Genomic DNA, 20624 nt, shown 5'->3' with positions numbered 1-20624 from the left:
GAGCCCGACACGTGTTTTGATGGCCGCTGCAAAAGGCGTGTAAGTGAAATCCACTTCAAACTGACTGACGAGGAACGCGACGAAAACGCCCCGTGAACATCGAAAAGGGCGGCGATACGGATATCATCATCCATACCAACACGTTGAAAGAAGGATGCGATGTCTCAAACGTGTTCACCATCGCGCCCCCGGCCTCGGACATCCTGACCGGGCAGACCCCGGGCCGTGGCCTATGGCTACCCAATCCGCCCTCCCTCGATCCTTGAATAGCTTGCCAAGGGCCAGTTCCCCCATAGGAAAGCCTTTCGCCAAGGCAGAGATAAGGGCTGCCAGACGGCGGGCCTGTTACAGCCCGGCCAAACAGCCCGGCCAAACAGGTCGTAAGGTTCCGATGGTGATCGGTCTTTGAACCCGTGGCCCGCCCGGCAAGGGCGGGCCCGCAGGGTTAGCGTGCCGTATAGCCACCATCGACCAAGTGATACGATCCGGTGATAAAGCTGGCACGATCCGACAGCAAAAACACGATCAGCGCTGCGACCTCTTCGGGCGTGCCAAGCCGGTTCAGGGCGTGCTCACGCTCAAGCTGCTTCAGCGTTGCGGCGTCCAGCGCGTTGCTGACCAGTGGGGTCAGAATAAACCCCGGCCCTACGGAATTGACCCGCACGCCCGTCGCTGCATGTTCAAGCGCCGCATTTTTTGTCGCGCCCAAGACGCCATGCTTGGCGCTGACATAGGGCGAGGCGCCCGCAAAGCCGACCGAACCAAGGATCGAGGCCACATTGACCACCGCGCCGCCACCCGCCTTTTCAATCTCGGGGATAGCAAATCGCATGCCATAGAAAACACCGGAGAGGTTGATGTCGATCACCTTTTGCCACGCCTCGACATCATAGCTGCCGGTCGGCGCCGAGGGGCCACCGATGCCAGCATTATTGACAATCCCGTGCAACGCACCGGTTTTTTCAACCGCAAATGCCACCATGGCCTCAACCTCGGCGGCCTTCGCCACATCCACGGTACAGGCATGGGCTTTGCCACCCTTGCCCAAAATGCTTTTGACAATGCTATCGGCATTGGCCCGGTCAAGGTCCGCGACGATCACGGTGGCACCGCTCGTTGCAAGCTCCTCGGCGGTCGCGGCCCCAATCCCCGATCCCCCACCTGTCACAATGATCGTTTTGCCGTCAAACCGCAGATCCATGGCTTCTCTCCTTTGAAAACACTGATGCCTCAACCTTTATATGGGGATGCGCGGCGTGGTTTGCATCACTGGCATCGACATTTTTGCAAGATGGGTGGGCGGCAAAAGCCCTTTGGAATGGCATCACCCCTGCCCCTTGATCAGAAGCATCAGGTGCACCTCGAAACCTGCGCGCTGCCCTGTGCGGGGGGATTTCAGGATCAACGGGCTTGCAATCGGGCCTGCTATAGCGGCGACAATGGCAAGGGCGGCAGGGATCACGACAAGCAGCAGCAGCGCGAGGCCGAACTGGATATTGCGTGCAACCTGTTGGCGGTGGCTCAGGTGATCTGCAAGGCGCTCTCGGTATAAAGCCTGTGGGTTGCGATCTGATTAACCCTGTCTGATCATAGGGCGAAAATGCCTCCGCCTCTGCTGCGTGGGATTGCAGCAGCATCCGGCCTTGGCCGTTGAGCTTTTCCACAAAGAAATCCCAGCCGTGCCCATCGGGTATGTCCTCGACGGGGTGAAATTCGAAACAGGCATCCAGCGGTCGCAAAACTTCGCGCAATAGCGGCGCCGAGCCCCTGCGTGCCACCGGTGATGATGGCGATCTTATCTTTGAGGCTGTTTCACTGCGCACCCTCCGAAGATACAACCTCATACCCTGCTGCCGCCATGACGCGGAGCAACTCCCGATGGCCTTTTTGCGCCATTGCAAGCGGGGGTGCGGCCTTGGGGTCTTGTTCCGCTTCAACGACGAACCAGCCCTCATAGCCATAGCCCGCCAGCGCCTTCACGATGACTTCGAAATCCAGACTGCCATCGCCAGGCACGGTGAACGCGCCTTTGACGACTGCATCCAGAAAGCTCTCTTTGGTCCGGTCAAGCGCATTGATCACCTGCATGCGCACGTCCTTGGTATGGACATGGCTGATACGGTCGTGATGGGTGTCGATTACCCGCAAAACGTCACCGCCGGCAAAAGCCATATGGCCCGCATCGAACAACAGCGGCACGGATGAATGTTGCATGAAAAGATCAAGCTCAGCCTCCGTTTCGATCACGGCGGCCATGTGGTGATGATAGCTGATCGGCATCCCCTCTTTCGCGCACCAGTCGGCAAAGTCCGACATCTTGCGCCCGTAGGCTGCGACCTCGGCCTTGTCGAGTTTGGGTTTCGTTGCCAGAGGTGCGGATTTCACCCCCTGGATCGACCGCGCCGTTTCGCCGTAGACGATACAAGGCGCGCCTGCCGCTTTGAAAAATGCCAGTTGTTCGGCGATGCGATCTTTCTCGACCTCAATATCACCGTCGAGCAACAGCCCCGAGAACCAGCCCCCGCACACTGACATGCCGTAAGTGTCGAGAACTGGGCCAAGCTGATCCATGTTCATCGGAAAGCGGCGCCCCGTTTCCATGCCGGTAAAGCCCGCCACCGAAGCCTGCCGAAGACATTCTTCTAGGCTAACGTCGTCGGACAGTTCTTCGAGGTCGTCGTTCCACCATGCAATTGGTGCAATACCAAGTTTAGCTTTCATAATTATACTCCAACACGCTGGTTCATACGGATCGCATCCTGTGATTTGCGGGCTGCACGCACCGATTCAAAATTTGAGATTTCGGGCACACCCACATCCCAATCCGCACCCCGCGGCACCCAAGCCCAGGCATCGGATACGATCGAAAGCACGGGCGGGCCGTCATTGCCCTGTGCCCATTTCATCGCATCTTCAAAATCGGCGAGGCTCTCTGCCTGACGCGCTTTTGCCCCCATTGCTTCGGCATGTTTTACAAAATCAACATGCAACGGGTTGTCTTTATTACGGACACGGCAATCTGTCAGCATATTGTTGAAGCCTGGCACGCCTTTGAATTGCTGAAGACGGTTGATGACCGCATACCCGCCATTATCGCAGACCACGACAATCATCTTGTGACCCGTCAAAGCCGCAAAATAAATGTCGGAATTCATCATCATATAGGTGCCGCCCCCCAGCATAACGATAGGGGTACCGCCGGGGCCGCTTTGCGCCATGGATGCCCCCCACCCTGCCGCGATTTCATCGCCCATAGAGCTGAAACCGAACTCACAGTCAAACGTGTTGGGATGCTTGACGCGCCACCCTTTTGTGATCGCGCCGGGCATAAGGGCGCAGCCGATCAATCGGCCACGTCTCAATCTCGCTTGGCGCGAAGACCAGGTCCATGGGGCGGTTCTCAATTGGCGAAGGGTGGGCATGCCGATGCGCGCGGGCAACTTGGCCAGCGACAGGATCGAGCGCCGCGATGTCAGGAAAACGAAAACGCCCGCGAGGGGATACCTGCGGGCGTAATTCTTCGATGATCAATCGGTAGGTCAAGGGGGCTAGAAATATCAATCCACTTTTTGCTTTGAAATCAAAGTGTTATGAGATGTCCGAAAACTTCTGGCGCAGAGTTGCCTTCCTTTGCTGGCCAAGGGCGAGGGTGGCTTCCGAAAGAAATCCACCTTGCCCGCGCGGTGTACCGGGTAAGTCACTGATAATGAGACATAATGCCGAGATGATCCGTGGGGTGGCTTCCCCGGTGAAAAAGCCACGCGCTAGCGAAATGCCGCGCTGCGCCCCGGTATAGGAATAGGACCCGGGAGGAACCACGCCGGAGCGCGGTTTCGGCCAAAGCCGACTCCCACTCTCGGTTGCGTGCGGCATTGCAGATTCTGCGTTGCGTCTTTTCGCGCGTTTTACAGCTTGGCGGGGTATCCATCGAAAGTCGGTGCAAAGCCACCCGTTGTCGGTTGTCGGCCCTCATAGCTAAATGTGCGGTTTAGTGATGGAAAACAAACCCTGCCTTACCCCGCCAACTGTTTATCCAAGCGCATAGCCAGCGCCGCGCACGGTACGGATCGGGTCGCTATCGCCAAATCGCGTCAGAGCTTTGCGCAGGCGACCGATATGAACATCGACCGTGCGCGAATCCACGAAGATATCGCGCCCCCAGACAAGATCGAGCAGTTGATCACGGCTGAAAACGCGGCCCGGCCGCTCCATCAGCCTGGTCAGAAGTCGAAACTCTGTCGGCCCCAACTTCAGTTCACGATTGTCGCGACTGACTCGATGGCTTTCTGGATCAAGGATGATATTTTCGAATGTCAGCCCAACCCCTGCGACTGCCGAACGGGTGCGCCGCAATTGGGTGCGGACGCGCGCCATAAGCTCATTAACAGAATATGGTTTTGTCATATAATCATCCGCACCGGTTTCCAGGCCACGCACGGTATCGACCTCCTCGGATCGCGCCGAGAGCATGATGACCGGAATGCGCCTTGTTTCGTCGCGGGTCTTGAGTTGGCGACAGATTTCAATTCCGCTTATGAGCGGAATCATCCAATCCAGGATCACCAGATCGGGCAGCGCCTCGGCGACCATCATCATGGCCTCTTCGCCGTTCTCGGCACAGCACACGGCGAAACCCGCCGCTTCGAGATTATAGGTCAGGACCGCACGCTGGGCAGGTTCATCCTCAACGAGCAGGACCCGCGCTTGCTCTGGTGGCATTTCGTCAGACTCCTGATGTTGTGGATGTTGTATCGGCTTTCGGGCGCGCCTCGTTCGGTTGCTTTCCTGTCGCCAGATAGATGACTTGTTCTGCGATAGAGGTCACATGATCCCCCATGCGTTCGGTGTTCTTGGAAATGAAATGCAGGTGCAGGCAGGCGGTAATGTTGCGCGGGTCTTCCATCATGAAGGTCAGTAATTCCCGAAACAGCGCGTTGTACATCTGATCCACATCGACATCGCGTGCGATCACGTCTGCGGCCAGCGCCGCATCACGGTGGATATAGGCATCCAGCGCATCTTTTAGCATCGCCTCAACCGCTCGCGTCATGCGGCGAAGAGTACCGATGCTGTCACTGATTGGCGCGACCTGCGAAAGCACTTCGGTTCGCTTGGCCATATTTTTGGCATAGTCCCCAATCCTTTCAAGATTGCCGCTGATCTTGATCACACTCAGGATCAGGCGCAGATCAATCGCAGTCGGGGCGCGCAACGCAATGATGCGGGCGGCGCCCTCGTTGATCGTCTCTTCAAGGTGGTCGATTGCTACGTCGGCGGCGCGGACCTTTTGCGCCAGTTCTTCATCGCGGGTTTCAAGGGATTTCATGCCAAGGCGGATGGCGTCTTCGACCAGTCCACCCATCTTCATGATTTGTGTCTGAACCCCCTCCAGATCGGTATCGAAAGCCGAAGATATATGCTCATTTGTCATGGCTCATCCAATCCTGCCAGTGATATAGCTTTCGGTTCTTGGGTCTTGCGGGGCGGTGAATATCTGATCGGTATCACCGTATTCCACCAGACTGCCAAGATGAAAAAACGCCGTTTTCTGGCTGATCCTCGCCGCTTGTTGCATCGAGTGGGTAACGATCACGACGCAATAACTCTGTCGTAAGCTGGCGATCAACTCTTCGATTTGCGCGGTGGCGATCGGGTCCAGCGCAGAACAAGGTTCGTCCATCAGCAGAACCTCGGGTGCGGTGGCAATCGCCCGCGCGATGCACAGCCGTTGCTGTTGCCCCCCCGAAAGACCGGTGCCGGGACTGTTGAGACGGTCTTTGACCTCATTCCACAGCGCGGCTTTCATCAGCGCATTTTCGACAATATCCCCCAGTTCAGATTTATTGCGCGCCAGACCGTGAATTTTCGGGCCGTAAGCGACATTGTCAAAGATTGACTTCGGAAACGGGTTTGGCTTTTGAAATACCATACCGACCTTGGCACGAAGCTGCACCGGATCTACATTCCGGTCATAGATATCTTCATTATCAATGCGGATATCCCCTGTTACCTTGCAGATTTCAATCGTGTCATTCATCCGGTTCAAGCAACGCAAAAACGTGGATTTACCGCATCCAGACGGCCCGATAAAAGCAGTCACCGTATTGGGGGCGATGTCCACCGATACGCAGTTGATGGCAACGCTGTCACCGTAGCGAACCTGCACATTCTTTGCCGATATTTTCTGCCGCGTCAGTGTGTTGATGTTTTCGGTCACATTGGTGTCTTTCATGATTTTGTCTGTCTTTACCAGCGGCGTTCAAAGCGGCGGCGCAGCAACACGGCCACCGTGTTCATCACCGCCAGAAACACCAATAAGGTGATGATCGCCCCTGAGGCGCGCTCAGAAAATCCGGGGTCGGCGCGCTGGGTCCAATTGAAGATCTGCACTGGCAGCGCCGTGGCGGCCTCGCCAAATAGCCCAGCAGTATCGCTGTAAGCCGCCGGATAGTCGCGCACGAAGGCAACCATGCCGATCAGCAAAAGCGGCGCGGTTTCCCCCAAGGCTTGGGCAAGGCCGATGATCGTGCCGGTCAATATACCTGGGGCGGCCAGCGGCAGGACGTGATGAAAGACCGCCTGCATCTTGCTGGCCCCGACCCCAAGTGCCGCATCGCGGATTGAGGGCGGCACAGCTTTGAGCGCCGCACGGGTCGAGATGATGATGGTCGGCAAGGTCATCAACGTCAACACCAGCCCCCCAACCAGCGGCGAGGATTGCCGCATCCCGGCAAAATTGATAAAGATCGCCAGCCCGAGGATGCCAAAGACAATTGACGGCACGGCGGCCAGATTGCTGATATTCACTTCAATCAGGTCGGATACCCGGTTCTTTGGCGCAAGCTCCTCCAGATAAATCGAGGTGGCTACCCCGATTGGCAGCGCCAGCACCAACACCACCAGCATCATGTAAAGTGACCCGAGGATGGCGACGCCCAGACCGGCCGCCTCGGGGCGTTGGTCGCTGGCGTCAGGGGCGGTCAGGAACTCCCGATTGAACCGCGTTATGATCACACCGGCATCGGCAAGTTTCTGGGCGAGTTGCAGCGCCTCTGGTGAAGTGTTGCCGTCCAGCGCAGCGCTTTCCATGCTAACCCGGCCCTTGAAATACCCGTCGATCCGCCCGTCGGCCAGAATCTCCATAGTCACATTGCCGCCGATCAGATCGGGGTTCGCCAACACATGGTCGCGCAAGGTTGCTGTCGCCTCCTTGCTCATCAACCCGGCCATATCCTTGTCCGGCAATTCAGAGGTGATTTGTAGCTTTGCCAATTTTCCCAACAATGCGTCACGCAGTAGCGGCGCATAGCCGAAGGTCGAAACTTTAGCCATTGCAACGGGGTCGCGCCTGCCGGACTTGTCCAGAGTTGCCTCAGGCAGGGGGATTTCCAGCGTGATATAGGTTTGACGAAACGCGCCGAGGCCGTTGGACACAACCGAAGTCAGCAAAAGCACCAGCGCCATAGTGGCAACGCCGATCGCGGCCAGACCATAGGCGCGAAACCGTGCTTCGGCCGAATTTCGCCGCCTCGTGCGATAGTCTTGGTCCAGCAGCGAGGTTGTGGAAGTGATCATTCGTATTGCTCCTGATATTTTCGCACGATCATCATCGCAATCACGTTCAGTCCCAGCGTAAAGGTGAACAGTGTGAGCCCGAGGGCGAATGCCACCAGCGTTTCCGGGCTGGCAAAATCGGTGTCACCGGTCAGTTGGCTGACGATCTTGACGGTGATGGTTGTCATCGCCTCGAACGGGTTCAGTGACAGGCGCGCAGCGGCGCCCGCACCCAGCACGACGATCATCGTTTCGCCAATCGCGCGGCTTGCGGCCAGCAGAACGGCACCCATGATGCCGGGCAGTGCGGCCGGAAGCACCACTTGGCGGATGGTTTCGGACCGGGTCGCGCCAAGCGCATAAGACCCGTCGCGCATCGCCTGCGGCACAGCATTGATGGCATCGTCCGATAGTGACGAAACGAAAGGGATCAGCATGATCCCCATGACAAGCCCTGCCGTCATGACCGAAGATGCGCTGTCGCCCAAACCAAGCGGCTGCGAAAAATAATCTCGCAGCAGGGGGCCGATGGTAATCAACGCGAAGAGCCCGTAAACAATCGTCGGAATACCCGCGAGGACTTCAATCAGCGGCTTGGCGACACTGCGCATGCGGGGGCCGGCATACTCAGACAGATAGATCGCGGCGAACAGTCCCACCGGCACGGCGAATAAAAGCGCGATGAAGCTGATGTAGAAAGTGCCCCAAAGCAGCGGCAGGATGCCAAGTGCGCTGTTACCACGAAAGTTCGGGGCCCAGTCCGTGGAAAAGAAGAAATCGCGCCAATCATATTGCTGAAAGAAATGCATCGCCTCGACCACCATCGACAACACAATACCAATGGTGGTCAGTATTGCGACGGTTGCGGCCGCGATCAGCAGGGATTTGATCCAGCATTCGGATGCCCGCTGCGCCCGAAAACGGCGCGAAGACCGCAAGATTGCGCCGATACACCCGATTGCGGCTATGGCAAGCACCACCCAAAAGGCAGACCCGGCAGACAGGGTTTCGATGCCCTGTTGCTGCCCAAGCAACCGGACAAGCAATAGAATGACAAAGCTGGCAAATGCAGGAACAAGAACGCTGAAAAAGGCGTTCATCCCATGTGCCTTCGGCAGTGCCGCTAATTTGCCGATATCATCGCGCGCAGCGACGCGGGCACGCAGCCTTGCGCCAGTGAACCCGAAGATCGCAAGGCCGATCACCAGCACCGGCAGTGAAACGATGGCATCAAAAACCCACATCAAGGCAACTTTCCCGTAGAAGAACGCGGGGCGTGCAGCATGCCCGCCCCGCATAATCTGCTTTACATAGCGCCCAAAAGCACATGATTGGCCACTGCACCCTGCGTCGTGCCGAGATCGGGGTCAGAGACCAGCCCATATTCGGCCAGCGGTCCATTCGGCCCCGCGATTTCATCGCTTACAAAAAAATCGGCGAACGCTTGCAAGCCCGGAATTTTGCCCAGATGCGCCGCCTTGATGTAGAAAAAGAGCGGGCGTGACACCGGATAATCTCCGGCTGCGATGCTCTCAGTGTTCGGGACGACACCGGACATGGTCGCGACCTGCAACCTGTCAGTGTTATTCTCATAGAATGACAGGCCAAAGACGCCGATACCATTGGAGTCCGCTTCGATCCGGGCCAGTGTTTCAGTGTAATCGCCGTCGATATCAACCGAAAGGCCGTCCGTGCGCACTGCCATGCAGGTCGCCTCGGCAGCTTTTTCGTCAGCACCGTTGATCTTCAGGATCGCATCCATCGCACCGCTGTCCTTGCAGCCCTGAAGCAGCACCTTTTCCTCGAACACCTCCCGCGTGCCATGCTTGGTGCCGGGGATAAACGCCTGAATCTGCTGATTGGGAAGATTGGCGTTGAGCGTGTTCCAATTGGTATTTGGGTTCGCAACCATGGCCCCATCTGTGGGCAGTTCAGCGGCCAGCGCCAAATACCAGTCAACGGGTGTAAAGGCAAAGCTGTTGCCATTGATGTCGCTGGCAAAGACGATCCCATCGTAGCCAATGCGCACTTCGACAATATCCGTCACGCCGTTTTCGGCGCAGACTTTGATTTCAGAGGGTTTGATGGCGCGGCTGGCATTCGCGATGTCGATGGTATTGTCACCGATCCCCGCGCAGAACCGCTTGAGCCCTGCCGATGACCCGCCCGATTCAACAACCGGCGTCGGAAAATCGAAATTTTCACCAAAGGCTTCGGCAACGATAGCAGAATAGGGAAGCACTGTGGACGATCCTGCAACCTGCACATTGTCGCGGGCGGCTGCCGCCGTGGCCGATAAGGCCGCGATGGCCAGCGTCGATGCAGTAAGGTTAACGAGTGACATGAAGACTCCTGTCCGATCCGATCAAAGACCACCCCTTGGTGATCCTGACGCGCTTATGGGCGCGGCTTGCTTCGGTTTTGCGACAGGTATGTTGCAGTTTTATGACAATTGAGGTTTTGACCGGATTTTTGCCTGCAAATCATGCGCTCTTGCTATCGGGCGGCAAAACGACGGTGAATTGTGACCCCTGCCCCGGCTGGCTGGCAATCTTCAGCCGCCCCCGGTGACGATTGAGGATATGTTTCACAATCGCCAAGCCCAAGCCTGTACCGCCCAGTTCGCGGTTGCGGTGATTGTCTGCACGATAGAACCGTTCGGTCAGGCGCGGCAGATGAATGGGATCAATACCCGGTCCATGATCGGCAATCATGATTTCTATCGCAGGGCCACGCAGAACGGGATCATGCGCGGATCTAAGGGCGCTGATCTCGACAGATTGATCCGCGCCGCCGTATTTGATCGCGTTTTCCACAAGATTGGTAAAGACTTGCAACAACTGATCGGCAACGCCAATGACGTACAGCGGCACCTGTCCCGGATCGCATCGCAAGGCCACAGCATTCTCCCGCGCCAACGGCTCAAGATTGCTCAATGTTGTTTGCAAAACGTTCCGCAGGTCGAGCCGCGTTGTGGGGCGAACGCGTTCATCTGCCTCAACCCGGCTCAACGACAGCAAGCCCCCCACAAGCCGGTTCATACGTTCCGCCTCACCCGCCATGATACCCAAAAACCGATCCCGAACCTTGGCGTCGTCTCGGGCAGAACTGCGCAGGGTCTCAATGAAACCCATGAGCGCTGTCAGTGGGGTGCGCAATTCATGGCTGACATTGGCGACAAAATCGCGACGCATTTGTTCGGCACGGGCCAAATCGGTCGCGTTTTGAAAGCTGACAAGCAACAGACCCGTTTGCGCAATTGCCCGTAGCGACACGTCATATGACGTGTCGCTGCCGTTTTCGACAGTTTGATAGAATACGCTACGCGGAGCCCGATCCTGTAGGCTTTGTTCGATTGACTTTACCAGCTTTGGCTGGCGCAGCGAGGTCGTGAAGTGCCGCCCCACAACGCTTTTACCCAACAGCATATCGGCCGCGTCGTTCAGGGACAGAACGTGTTCTGTAGGTCCGATGATCAGTGTAGGCAATGGAAAGGCTGCAATCAGATCTTGGATCGTCGCGGGGTTACCCAAGTCATGGTTGGTCATGGCTGTTTCTCAAAGTTGCTTCACTTGGTAGTGAACTAGCTGATCTTTGACTTAAGCAACAGGACAGAGCTGGTTGAATAGCCCCTAGATTTGTAGACGCCTTGCTTGGTAATTTTGGAAGCAAGGAGGACGATATGTCCACGAACAAATTCACAGATGAGTTCAAACGCGATGCGGTCGCACAGGTCGAGGATCGGGGCTATCCGGTGCGCGAGGTGGCCGAGCGATTGGGGGTCAGCACCAAGTCGATCTACACATGGCAGAAGCAGTTTTCGCGGCCCGCAAAGGTGATCCAAGAGGTCGATGCGCAAGCTGATGAGATCCGCCGGTTGAAGCGAGATCTGCTGCGGGTCACGGAGGAACGGGACATCCTAAAAAAGGCGACCGCATACTTCGCCAGGGAATCCCGGTGAGGTATGCGTTTATCGCCGAACACCGGCCAATCTTTGCCGTCAGGGCTATGTGCCGGATGCTGGCCGTTCATCCGAGCGGCTTCTATGCATGGCTGCGTGAACCTTTTTGTCAGCGTGCGCTGGAGGATCAGCGCCAAACGGTGCTGTTGAAGCAGGCTTGGGATGACAGCGGAGAGGTCTATGGGTACCGCAAGTTGCACGATGATCTGTGCGACATGGGCGAAGACATCAGCCCCAACAGGGCTTGGCGTTTGGCGCGTCTAGCAGGGATAAGGGCCCAGATTGGTTACAAAAAGAAGCCCGGCTCTTATGGCGGCAGCCCTGCGGTCGTGGCCGACAACACCTTGAACCGAGAGTTTGATGTCGACGCTCCGGACCAGTTCTGGGTCACAGATATCACCTACATCCGCACCCACGAGGGCTTCCTTTATCTCGCAGTTGTCATCGATCTGTTTTCCCGGCGCGTTGTTGGGTGGTCCATGCAAGGCCGCACATATACCGATCTGCCGCTGCAAGCCCTGCTGATGGCTGTCTGGCGGCGCAAACCAAAGACCAAAGTTCAGGTGCATTCCGACCAAGGCTCACAATTCACCAGTTACGAGTGGCAAGAGTTCCTCGAACAGCACAATCTGACGCAAAGCATGAGCCGTCGCGGGAACTGTTGGGATAATGCAGTGGCAGAAAGCTTCTTCAACCTGCTCAAACGCGAACGCATCCGACGCAGAAAGTATAAAACGCGCGCTGAAGCCCGTCAGGACGTGTTCGACTACATCGAGTTTTTCTACAACCCACAGCGCAAACACGTTAGGAATGGCATGCTGTCACCGATTGACTTCGAACAGCAGCAAAAACTGAAGCTGCAAGGTGTCTAGGAAACTCGGGGCTATTCGATCCGCGGCAGCGCGGCTGGCAGGTTGCCGATGGTGCGCTTGGGCGTAGGCTTGGTCGTCCCGTTGTCCGCCTTGGCGGCCCGCGTTTTCTTTTCTGTCTCAACCTCGGCCAAGGCGATGGACAGGTCTTCGAACGCCAGCTGGCGTTCATCTTCAGACAGCTTTTCTGACCGCTTGCCATGCAGGGCGTGGTTCAGCTCGGCGATGAGATGCTCTTGCCGACGGGTGATTTCTGTCAGTGTCGCCACCGTTTCCATCAACGCCAGCACCGCCGCGCGTTGCGCGGCCGGGATGGCGGAAAGGTCGATGACGGGTGCGGTTTGCATGGGCTGAAGCTACCATAAAAACCCCCGCAAAAACACGCCAAACCAAGCGGTTGATTCACTCTGCCGCAGCTGGCGGGCGTGCCTCCAATGCCTTTACTTTGCGCCAGTCGAGACCCGCAAACAGCGCCTCGAACTGGGCGTGGTTCAGCGCCATCACCCCATCCTTGATCGCGGGCCAAGTGAATGTCGCATCCTCCAGCCGCTTGTAGGCCATCACCAAGCCAGTGCCATCCCAGAAGAGCAGCTTCAACCTGTCCGCCTTACGCGAGCGGAACACAAAGACCGTGCCGGTGAACGGATCCTTGCGTAGCACAGACGACACAATTGCTGCCAGACCATCATGGCCTTTCCTGAAGTCGACAGGCTGCGTCGAGACCAGAAACCGCACTCGGTTCGAGGGGAGCATCATGACGACGGCCCGATCGCCCGCACAATCTCGGCAATCCGCGTGGCTGTCGTTGCACCGTCCAACCGGATTGTCACCTGGCCCACGGCGATCTCGATAAATCCCAAGGGCTGCGCTTCAGACTGGCCCGGCCGCTCAGGACGCGTTGGCACAGCACTAGTATTCTCATCCAACAGCACAAGAGGCGCAAAACAAAAGCCGCTGTCCGCCAGCGCAGGCAAAACCAACTTCCCGTCGCGCGCCCGACCACGCCATTCCGACAAGTGGTTCGCCCGAAGCCCATACCGCGCCGCAACCGCGTTCACCGTCACACCAGGCATCAGGCTTTCTGCAACGATCTGCGCCTTGACCTCGTCTGGCCACCGCTTCTGACCATTGGCCCGTATCTCCACACCGTAGTCCCTGAGAAACTCCACCGTAGTCGCCATCGCGAAACTCCTGCCCCGATCTCCATCAGCCGTGGAGTCGCAGGTCAGGCAAAAACTGGGAAGGTGCCGCCTAGGAAACGCTTACCAAGAAATGGTCCCTGTCGCAATCGCATCAATGATCTAAGCCTTGTCGCCTGTTTCACCGACTGTGGGCCGGGCCCCCTGTGTCAGGCTAGTTGTCCGCTGCTCTACTTTTCTCTATTTTTCAGGTGGGCGGGATAGGACGATGACGTGGGATATTCACAGGAACGCAAGACTGCGGTGCTGAAGCGGATGCTGCCTCCGAACAACATGGCCATTCGGCGCTTGTCGCAGGAGGAGGGGATTTCGGAGGCGACGCTGCACAAGTGGCGTGCTGAGGCGCGTGGCAAGGGCCAGCTTTTGCCCGATGCCGATGCCGGCCCTTCCGGTTGGGCATCGCGCGACAAGTTTGCGGCGGTGCTGGAGACGGCGGCGCTGAATGAGGCCGATCTGGCGGAGTATTGCCGCAAGCGCGGGCTGTTTCCCGAGCAAATCAAGGTATGGCGCGGGGCGTGCGAGCAGGCGAATGACTGGGACCGTACCAGCACGGCCAAGGTGAGCCAGGCGACGAAGGAAGAGAAGAAGCGGATCAAGGAGTTGGAGCGCGAGCTGGCCCGCAAGGACCGCGCCCTGGCCGAAACTGCGGCGCTTCTGGTGCTCAGAAAAAAGCTGGCGGCGATCTGGGGGGGCGACGAGGACGCATGATCAGCACCCCACATCGCCAAACCGCCACGCTGCTGATCGAAGGGGCCGTCACCGCTGGCGCCCGCCGCGCCAAAGCCTGCGCTGAGGTGGAAATCAGCGAACGGACCTTGCGCCGCTGGACCAAAGGCGGTCAGGTTCACGCTGATCAACGTCCCTTGGTCCAACGGCCGGAGCCTCCTAACAAGCTCAGCGACGAGGAACGCGCCGCTGTTCTAAGCATCTGTAATTCTGCGGAATTTTCCAGCCTTCCACCCAGCCAGATCGTGCCGAAACTAGCCGATCAGGGGCACTATCTGGCCTCAGAATCCAGCTTCTACCGTATCCTGCGCGCAGATGGGCAACAGCATCATCGTAGTCGGTCCAAGTCGCCCGTCCGGCGCAAGCCTCCAACTAGTTACAAAGCCAGCGCACCCTGTCAGGTCTGGACCTGGGATATCACTTGGATGCCGGGGCCGGTCGCGGGCATGTTCTTCTACCTTTATCTGATCGTGGATATCTTCAGCCGCAAGATCGTGGGCTGGGAAGTCCATGAGCGCGAGGGTGCGGATCTTGCGGCGATGTTGGTGCAAAAGGCGGTCTGGTCGGAGGCCCGCATCGCGCGGCCCTTGGTGCTGCACGCCGACAATGGGAGCCCAATGAAAGGCGCTACGATGAAGGTGACGCTGGAAAAGCTGGGCATCATGGCGTCCTACAGTCGCCCGCGCGTCAGCAACGACAACCCCTTCTCCGAGGCGCTGTTCCGCACCTGCAAGTATCGCCCGGACTGGCCAACCAAGGGCTTCGCGACAAAAGCCGAGGCGCAGGCTTGGGTGAAATCCTTCACCAGCTGGTATAACGGGGAGCACCTTCACAGCGCCATCCGCTTCGTCACACCCAGCATGCGCCACGCAGGACAAGACCGCGATGCCCTCGCAAACCGGGCCTTGCTCTATGCAAATGCCCGCGCACAAAAGCCGGAACGGTGGTCAGGAAAAACCCGCAACTGGCAACCCGCCGGACCCGTCTGGCTGAACCCGGAACGCGATACCAGCGCCTCCGAAATCAGAGACGCCGCTTGAAATCGGCGGACAACTTGTTTGACAAACACCGCGGGCTACCGTGGCGATGCAACACAGATCGGTTTGCGCTCAAACAGGCACAGGCATCTAAGCCTCAAAGGCCCTATCGCTCCGCTTCATCTGATGCGTGCCAAAGCCCGCGAATGCAGCCCAATGTCGGCGAATGCCGCTGACTGCACGCGAATGCGTGCGAATGCCGTTTTTTAGGCGCGGTGTTGATGTGGCGTTGATGTAAAACGCAAAACGCCCTGCGGTATAAAAATACCACAGGGTAAGCGTTTGTATTATTTGGTAATTTTGGTTGCGGGAGTAGGATTTGAACCTACGACCTTCAGGTTATGAGCCTGACGAGCTACCGGGCTGCTCCATCCCGCGGCGATTGTTTTTTTTATTGCGTTTTGTTGCAATATATTTTTGTTTTTTTTCCCTCTGTTTTTATTTCATTGGGATTTTGTTTCGTTTTGAGAGTTTTTCGTTTCTTTCTAGGTTTGGCGGTGACCTACTCTCCCACGTCTTAAGACGCAGTACCATTGGCGCGACGGCACTTAACGGCCGAGTTCGGGATGGGATCGGGTGTTTTGCTCGCGCTATGACCACCAAACCGAGGAAGAAACGTATCCCTGATGGTTTCAGGGATTACAACATCAGTGGTTTTGCATTGCTTTGCATTACCATTGTTCCATGTTTTTACACTGCCGTCACATTTTGTGACGTAGTGGTGTCTGCTTTTGACTTTGTTTCCGAAGCAGGGGTTTTGGCATTTGCCTGCAGACAATTCTTTTTAAGTATTGCCGCTAAACCTTGCTGTTTCTGGATCAAATCAAGCCTATCGAGCAATTAGTACCAGTCAGCTGAATGCATTGCTGCACTTACACCTCTGGCCTATCGACGTGGTGGTCTTCCACGGCTCTCAAGGGAGATCTTGTTTTGAAGGGGGCTTCTCGCTTAGATGCCTTCAGCGATTATCCTGTCCGTTCATAGCTACCCAGCACTACCATTGGCATGATAACTGGTCCACCAGTGGAACGTTCACCCCGGTCCTCTCGTACTAGGGGCAACTCTTCTCAAATCTCCTACACCCACGGCAGATAGGGACCGAACTGTCTCACGACGTTCTAAACCCAGCTCACGTACCTCTTTAAACGGCGAACAGCCGTACCCTTGGGACCTGCTCCAGCCCCAGGATGAGATGAGCCGACATCGAGGTGCCAAACGATGCCGTCGATATGGACTCTTGGGCATCATCAGCCTGTTATCCCCAGCGTACCTTTTATCCGTTGAGCGATGGCCCTTCCACTCGGGACCACCGGATCACTATGGCCGACTTTCGTCTCTGCTCGACTTGTCAGTCTTGCAGTCAGGCTGGCTTCTGCCATTGCACTCAACGAGCGATTTCCGACCGCTCTGAGCCAACCTTCGCGCGCCTCCGTTACACTTTAGGAGGCGACCGCCCCAGTCAAACTACCCACCACGCAGGGTCCCGGATCCAGATAATGGACCGCGGTTAGACATCAAGAGTAAGAAGGGTGGTATCTCAAGGGAGGCTCCACGAGGACTGGCGTCCCCGGTTCGATGCCTACCACCTATCCTGCACATCTCAATCCTGATGCCAGTGCGAAGCTATAGTAAAGGTGCATGGGGTCTTTCCGTCTAACCGCGGGAAGTGTGCATCTTGACACACAGTTCAATTTCGCTGAGTCCACATTTGAGACAGCGGGGAGATCGTTACGCCATTCGTGCAGGTCGGAACTTACCCGACAAGGAATTTCGCTACCTTAGGACCGTTATAGTTACGGCCGCCGTTTACTGGGGCTTCAATTCAAGGCTTGCACCTCTCCTTTTAACCTTCCAGCACCGGGCAGGCGTCAGACCCTATACGTCGTCTTACGACTTCGCAGAGCCCTGTGTTTTAAGTAAACAGTCGCCACCCCCTAGTTTGTGCCCCCCGCCCATAGTTGCCTACAGACGGGGCCTCCTTCTCGCGAACTTACGGAGGCATTTTGCCGAGTTCCTTAAATGTGGTTCTCTCAAGCGCCTTGGTATTCTCTACCAGTCCACCTGTGTCGGTTTAGGGTACGGTCTTATAGAGGAGCTATTTCCAGGGACCGCTGAGCAGCCCACCCAATCCGATAAGGGCAAACTACCTTTGCGATCCGTCACTACCTCACGGCTCAGGAATATTAACCTGATTCCCATCGACTACGCCTTTCGGCCTCGCCTTAGGGGCCGGCTTACCCTGCTCAGATTAGCTTTAAGCAGGAACCCTTGGACTTTCGGCGAGAGGGTCTCTCACCCTCTTTGTCGCTACTCATGTCAACATTCTCGCTTCTGATCTCTCCACCGGATGCCTTACAGCCCGGCTTCACAGAAAGCACATTGTGTATGTTATGTTCCGCAAGCGGAGCATAATTACACAGCGTCCTATATCACAGAACGCTCCGCTACCACGTGTATTGCTACACATCCTGAGCTTCGGCTCGTGGTTTGAGCCCCGTTACATCTTCGCCGCAGGACAGCTTATCTAGACCAGTGAGCTGTTACGCTATCTTTAAAGGATGGCTGCTTCTAAGCCAACCTCCTGGTTGTTTTGGCCGTCCCACATGCTTTCCCACTTAACCACGAATTAGGGGCCTTAGCTGCAGGTCAGGGTTGTTTCCCTCTTCACGACGGACGTTAGCACCCGCCGTGTGTCTCCCGGATAGTACTCATTGGTATTCGGAGTTTACTTAGACTCAGTAAGGCTGTGGGCCCCCATCATCCATGTAGTGCTCTACCCCCAATGGTATTCGTCCGAGGCGCTACCTAAATAGCTTTCGCGGAGAACCAGCTATCTCCAAGTTTGATTGGCCTTTCACCCCTAGCCACACGTCATCCAGACCCTTTTCAACGGGTGTTGGTTCGAACCTCCAGTAAGTGTTACCTTACCTTCATTCTGCACATGGCTAGATCACTTGGTTTCGGGTCTAATCCCACAAACTCATTCGCCCTTTTAAGACTCGCTTTCGCTGCGCCTACACCTATCGGCTTAAGCTTGCTTGTGAGACTAAGTCGTTGACCCATTATACAAAAGGTACGCCGTCAGGACTGATGTCCCTCCGACTGCTTGTAGGCGTCCGGTTTCAGGTACTGTTTCACTCCCCTTGTCGGGGTGCTTTTCACCTTTCCCTCACGGTACTGGTTCGCTATCGGTCAGTAAGGAGTACTTAGCCTTCGGGGGTGGTCCCCCGATCTTCGAACAGGATTTCACGTGTCCCGCCCTACTTAATATGTCCCTTGGAGCTTCGTATACGGGGCTGTCACCCTATATTGCTGGCCTTTCCAGACCATTCTACTCACTCTTCAGGGCTCGGCTGGTCCGCGTTCGCTCGCCGCTACTGACGGAGTCTCTGTTGATTTCCTTTCCTCCGGGTACTTAGATGTTTCAGTTCCCCGGGTTTGCTCTAAAACCCCTATGTATTCAGGATTAAAGTACCTGGTTATACCTACTGGTGATCCCGCCTCTTTTTTACCTGCGGACAAGTCCTCAAGTAGCAAAGCGGTAGGACAACAATAAATATTCAGGTGGGTTTCCCCATTCGGAGATCTGTGGGTCAAAGCCTATTCCCGGCTCACCACAGCTTAACGCAGGGTATCACGTCCTTCATCGCCTCTTACTGCCTAGGCATCCACCAAACGCCCTTTTCGCGCTTGATTTGATCCAGAAAGAGCAAGGTTCGGGTCTTTTAAAGTTGTAATTCCGAACCGCATAATTGGTTGCCCACTTATGCTGGAATTACGTCCGAGATCCAAACTCATTCTTTCCGGTGCCGCCCCGAGAAGGGCAGCCAAGCTGTAAGCCTCACGACTTACAACGTGTCAAAAGCTGTATACTTTCCCATGTCCAGCGTTTCCTTGGAAACGCCAAACGGTTAGTGTACTAGACTTGGAACAATATCACTTTGAGGCTTGCGCCTCTGGTTGCACCCATACTCGGGCCAACCAGTGATACTGATGTTGTTTCTCTCTAAACGATGTCAAAGTTTGAACCGTGGTTCAAACAACGTCCCTCACAGGACGATCAGATGCATTCGCAAATGCAGCCAGTGATCTTGTGAATACTGTAATTATCAAGCTTTCTGATGGGTGCTGCTCTTGATGTTTGCGTGCCGCAATCATCTGCCGCGTGGCCCACGTATTTTAGCGGGGCTAAAAAACGTGGTGGGTCGAGGAGGACTTGAACCTCCGACCTCACGCTTATCAGGCGTGCGCTCTAACCACCTGAGCTACCGACCCACGATCTTAACACCGCAGTGTAAGGTCGTGTAACTGGTGGAGCCTAGGAGGATCGAACTCCTGACCTCCTGAATGCAAATCAGGCGCTCTCCCAGCTGAGCTAAGGCCCCAGCATAGAACACAGGGCGCATCAGGGCCGCATGCCCAGACGCATGGTTACTGCGTTCCGCTTGTTCTGAAGAGATATGAGGACGGCCTGGCCGTGTGTTTGAGACTATGACTAGTCTCTGCTAAGTGTTTCACGAGATTAGCAAGCTAATCTGGCTAGAAACATCCTTAGAAAGGAGGTGATCCAGCCGCAGGTTCCCCTACGGCTACCTTGTTACGACTTCACCCCAGTCGCTGATCCTACCGTGGTCCGCTGCCTCCCGTTAGGGTTGGCGCACGGCCGTCGGGTAGAACCAACTCCCATGGTGTGACGGGCGGTGTGTACAAGGCCCGGGAACGTATTCACCGCGTCATGCTGTTACGCGATTACTAGCGATTCCGACTTCATGGGGTCGAGTTGCAGACCCCAATCCGAACTGAGATAGCTTTTTGGGATTAACCCATTGTCACTACCATTGTAGCACGTGTGTAGCCCAACCCGTAAGGGCCATGAGGACTTGACGTCATCCACACCTTCCTCCGGCTTATCACCGGCAGTTTTTCTAGAGTGCCCAACTGAATGCTGGCAACTAAAAATGTGGGTTGCGCTCGTTGCCGGACTTAACCGAACATCTCACGACACGAGCTGACGACAGCCATGCAGCACCTGTGTGATATCCAGCCGAACTGAAAGAACCATCTCTGGTCCCGCGATATCCATGCTCAAGGGTTGGTAAGGTTCTGCGCGTTGCTTCGAATTAAACGACATGCTCCACCGCTTGTGCGGTCCCGCCAATTCCTTTGAGTTTTAACCTTGCGGCCGTACTCCCCAGGCGGAATGCTTAATCCGTTAGGTGTGTCACCGAATTGCATGCAACCCGACGACTGGCATTCATCGTTTACGGCGTGGACTACC

At 56.3% G+C, this 20624-nt stretch carries 17 protein-coding genes, 3 tRNA genes and 3 rRNA genes; 4 read left to right on the top strand and 19 right to left on the bottom strand.

The features are described 5' to 3' along the window. Positions 1-92 precede the first annotated feature (92 nt). A complete protein-coding gene (locus VDP61_RS08935) occupies positions 93-266 on the top strand; it encodes a hypothetical protein (protein ID WP_323006573.1) in 174 nt (57 codons plus the stop codon). A 179-nt stretch (positions 267-445) separates the two neighbouring features. On the opposite strand, the gene VDP61_RS08930 is transcribed toward VDP61_RS08935, so the two are convergent. Further along, positions 446-1201 carry an SDR family NAD(P)-dependent oxidoreductase gene (locus tag VDP61_RS08930; RefSeq protein ID WP_323006572.1) on the bottom strand — a complete coding sequence of 252 codons (756 nt, stop codon included), beginning with the start codon at positions 1199-1201 and terminating at the stop codon, positions 446-448. A 117-nt stretch (positions 1202-1318) separates the two neighbouring features. Between VDP61_RS08930 and VDP61_RS08925 the strand changes: the two genes are divergently transcribed. Beyond that, a complete protein-coding gene (locus tag VDP61_RS08925) occupies positions 1319-1552 on the top strand; it encodes a hypothetical protein (RefSeq protein ID WP_323006571.1) in 234 nt (77 codons plus the stop codon). Positions 1553-1812: 260 nt separating this feature from the next. Here the strand turns inward: VDP61_RS08925 and iolE are convergent, their stop codons facing one another. The 9 genes from iolE to VDP61_RS08880 form a co-directional block, all read right to left on the bottom strand. After that, positions 1813-2721, bottom strand: a complete 909-nt coding sequence (gene iolE / locus VDP61_RS08920) for a myo-inosose-2 dehydratase (protein ID WP_323006570.1) — start codon at positions 2719-2721, stop codon at positions 1813-1815. 2 nt (positions 2722-2723) lie between these two features. Further along, positions 2724-3329 carry a thiamine pyrophosphate-dependent enzyme gene (locus VDP61_RS08915; RefSeq protein ID WP_323006569.1) on the bottom strand — a complete coding sequence of 202 codons (606 nt, stop codon included), beginning with the start codon at positions 3327-3329 and terminating at the stop codon, positions 2724-2726. A gap of 700 nt (positions 3330-4029) precedes the next feature. Then, on the bottom strand, positions 4030-4719 hold the full coding sequence (phoB, locus tag VDP61_RS08910; protein ID WP_323006568.1) for a phosphate regulon transcriptional regulator PhoB: 690 nt from the start codon (positions 4717-4719) through the stop codon (positions 4030-4032). Between the two features lie 4 nt (positions 4720-4723). Beyond that, positions 4724-5431, bottom strand: coding sequence for a phosphate signaling complex protein PhoU (gene phoU, locus VDP61_RS08905; RefSeq protein WP_323006567.1), 708 nt, complete (start codon positions 5429-5431; stop codon positions 4724-4726). A gap of 3 nt (positions 5432-5434) precedes the next feature. Beyond that, positions 5435-6232 carry a phosphate ABC transporter ATP-binding protein PstB gene (gene pstB / locus VDP61_RS08900; protein ID WP_323006566.1) on the bottom strand — a complete coding sequence of 266 codons (798 nt, stop codon included), beginning with the start codon at positions 6230-6232 and terminating at the stop codon, positions 5435-5437. Between the two features lie 14 nt (positions 6233-6246). Next, positions 6247-7575, bottom strand: coding sequence for a phosphate ABC transporter permease PstA (gene pstA / locus VDP61_RS08895; RefSeq protein WP_323006565.1), 1329 nt, complete (start codon positions 7573-7575; stop codon positions 6247-6249). Next, positions 7572-8798: a phosphate ABC transporter permease subunit PstC gene (gene pstC, locus VDP61_RS08890; protein ID WP_323006564.1), complete on the bottom strand. Its 1227-nt coding sequence runs from the start codon at positions 8796-8798 to the stop codon at positions 7572-7574. Before pstC ends, pstA begins: the two co-directional genes overlap by 4 nt. A gap of 62 nt (positions 8799-8860) precedes the next feature. Continuing rightward, complete coding sequence (locus tag VDP61_RS08885) at positions 8861-9898, bottom strand: substrate-binding domain-containing protein (protein ID WP_323006563.1); 1038 nt, start codon at positions 9896-9898, stop codon at positions 8861-8863. A gap of 139 nt (positions 9899-10037) precedes the next feature. Further along, positions 10038-11102, bottom strand: a complete 1065-nt coding sequence (locus VDP61_RS08880) for a sensor histidine kinase (RefSeq protein WP_323006562.1) — start codon at positions 11100-11102, stop codon at positions 10038-10040. Positions 11103-11236: 134 nt separating this feature from the next. Between VDP61_RS08880 and VDP61_RS08875 the strand changes: the two genes are divergently transcribed. Beyond that, positions 11237-12387, top strand: a protein-coding gene (locus tag VDP61_RS08875) for an IS3 family transposase (RefSeq protein WP_416236508.1) whose coding sequence is annotated in 2 segments (ribosomal slippage) — positions 11237-11486 and positions 11486-12387 — 1152 coding nt in all. Because the reading frame shifts where the segments join, the coding sequence is not laid out codon by codon here. A gap of 11 nt (positions 12388-12398) precedes the next feature. Here the strand turns inward: VDP61_RS08875 and VDP61_RS08870 are convergent. Genes VDP61_RS08870 through tnpA form a run of 3 tightly spaced genes read right to left on the bottom strand, consistent with a single transcriptional unit; the run spans position 12399 to position 13565 of the window. Continuing rightward, positions 12399-12731 carry a transposase gene (locus VDP61_RS08870; protein WP_323006561.1) on the bottom strand — a complete coding sequence of 111 codons (333 nt, stop codon included), beginning with the start codon at positions 12729-12731 and terminating at the stop codon, positions 12399-12401. A gap of 55 nt (positions 12732-12786) precedes the next feature. Next, positions 12787-13140, bottom strand: a complete 354-nt coding sequence (gene tnpB, locus VDP61_RS08865; RefSeq protein ID WP_323006560.1) for an IS66 family insertion sequence element accessory protein TnpB — start codon at positions 13138-13140, stop codon at positions 12787-12789. Beyond that, positions 13137-13565 carry an IS66-like element accessory protein TnpA gene (tnpA, locus tag VDP61_RS08860; protein WP_323006559.1) on the bottom strand — a complete coding sequence of 143 codons (429 nt, stop codon included), beginning with the start codon at positions 13563-13565 and terminating at the stop codon, positions 13137-13139. Before tnpA ends, tnpB begins: the two co-directional genes overlap by 4 nt. Positions 13566-13838: 273 nt before the next feature. Between tnpA and VDP61_RS08855 the strand changes: the two genes are divergently transcribed. Further along, a protein-coding gene (locus VDP61_RS08855) for an IS3 family transposase (protein ID WP_323006662.1) occupies positions 13839-15349 on the top strand; the annotation gives its coding sequence in 2 pieces (ribosomal slippage) (positions 13839-14265 and positions 14265-15349; 1512 coding nt in all). 298 nt (positions 15350-15647) lie between these two features. On the opposite strand, the gene VDP61_RS08850 is transcribed toward VDP61_RS08855, so the two are convergent. The 6 genes from VDP61_RS08850 to VDP61_RS08825 form a co-directional block, all read right to left on the bottom strand. Further along, positions 15648-15724, bottom strand: a tRNA-Met gene (locus VDP61_RS08850). 111 nt (positions 15725-15835) lie between these two features. Next, positions 15836-15950 (bottom strand): 5S ribosomal RNA (gene rrf / locus VDP61_RS08845). Positions 15951-16165: 215 nt separating this feature from the next. After that, a 23S ribosomal RNA gene (locus VDP61_RS08840) occupies positions 16166-19042 on the bottom strand. Between the two features lie 502 nt (positions 19043-19544). Continuing rightward, a tRNA-Ile gene (locus tag VDP61_RS08835) sits at positions 19545-19621 on the bottom strand. Positions 19622-19655: 34 nt separating this feature from the next. After that, a tRNA-Ala gene (locus VDP61_RS08830) sits at positions 19656-19731 on the bottom strand. 170 nt (positions 19732-19901) lie between these two features. Next, a 16S ribosomal RNA gene (locus tag VDP61_RS08825) occupies positions 19902-20624 on the bottom strand; the annotation flags it as partial.

This window comes from Pseudorhodobacter sp., from assembly GCF_034675685.1.
Taxonomy (GTDB): Bacteria; Pseudomonadota; Alphaproteobacteria; order Rhodobacterales; family Rhodobacteraceae; genus Pseudorhodobacter.
This window is presented reverse-complemented; position numbering and strand designations above follow the sequence as displayed.

What these genes read in the sequence shown, in the direction of transcription:
- tnpA (WP_323006559.1), bottom strand. Translation starts at nt 13,565, where the DNA reads ATGGCGACTACGGTGGAGTTTCTCAGGGACTACGGTGTGGAGATACGG.
- VDP61_RS08885 (WP_323006563.1), bottom strand. Translation starts at nt 9,898, where the DNA reads ATGTCACTCGTTAACCTTACTGCATCGACGCTGGCCATCGCGGCCTTA.
- VDP61_RS08880 (WP_323006562.1), bottom strand. Translation starts at nt 11,102, where the DNA reads ATGACCAACCATGACTTGGGTAACCCCGCGACGATCCAAGATCTGATT.
- phoB (WP_323006568.1), bottom strand. Translation starts at nt 4,719, where the DNA reads ATGCCACCAGAGCAAGCGCGGGTCCTGCTCGTTGAGGATGAACCTGCC.
- VDP61_RS08930 (WP_323006572.1), bottom strand. Translation starts at nt 1,201, where the DNA reads ATGGATCTGCGGTTTGACGGCAAAACGATCATTGTGACAGGTGGGGGA.
- tnpB (WP_323006560.1), bottom strand. Translation starts at nt 13,140, where the DNA reads ATGATGCTCCCCTCGAACCGAGTGCGGTTTCTGGTCTCGACGCAGCCT.
- pstB (WP_323006566.1), bottom strand. Translation starts at nt 6,232, where the DNA reads ATGAAAGACACCAATGTGACCGAAAACATCAACACACTGACGCGGCAG.
- pstC (WP_323006564.1), bottom strand. Translation starts at nt 8,798, where the DNA reads ATGTGGGTTTTTGATGCCATCGTTTCACTGCCGGTGCTGGTGATCGGC.
- iolE (WP_323006570.1), bottom strand. Translation starts at nt 2,721, where the DNA reads ATGAAAGCTAAACTTGGTATTGCACCAATTGCATGGTGGAACGACGAC.
- pstA (WP_323006565.1), bottom strand. Translation starts at nt 7,575, where the DNA reads ATGATCACTTCCACAACCTCGCTGCTGGACCAAGACTATCGCACGAGG.
- VDP61_RS08870 (WP_323006561.1), bottom strand. Translation starts at nt 12,731, where the DNA reads ATGCAAACCGCACCCGTCATCGACCTTTCCGCCATCCCGGCCGCGCAA.
- phoU (WP_323006567.1), bottom strand. Translation starts at nt 5,431, where the DNA reads ATGACAAATGAGCATATATCTTCGGCTTTCGATACCGATCTGGAGGGG.
- VDP61_RS08925 (WP_323006571.1), top strand. Translation starts at nt 1,319, where the DNA reads ATGGCATCACCCCTGCCCCTTGATCAGAAGCATCAGGTGCACCTCGAA.
- VDP61_RS08915 (WP_323006569.1), bottom strand. Translation starts at nt 3,329, where the DNA reads ATGCCCGGCGCGATCACAAAAGGGTGGCGCGTCAAGCATCCCAACACG.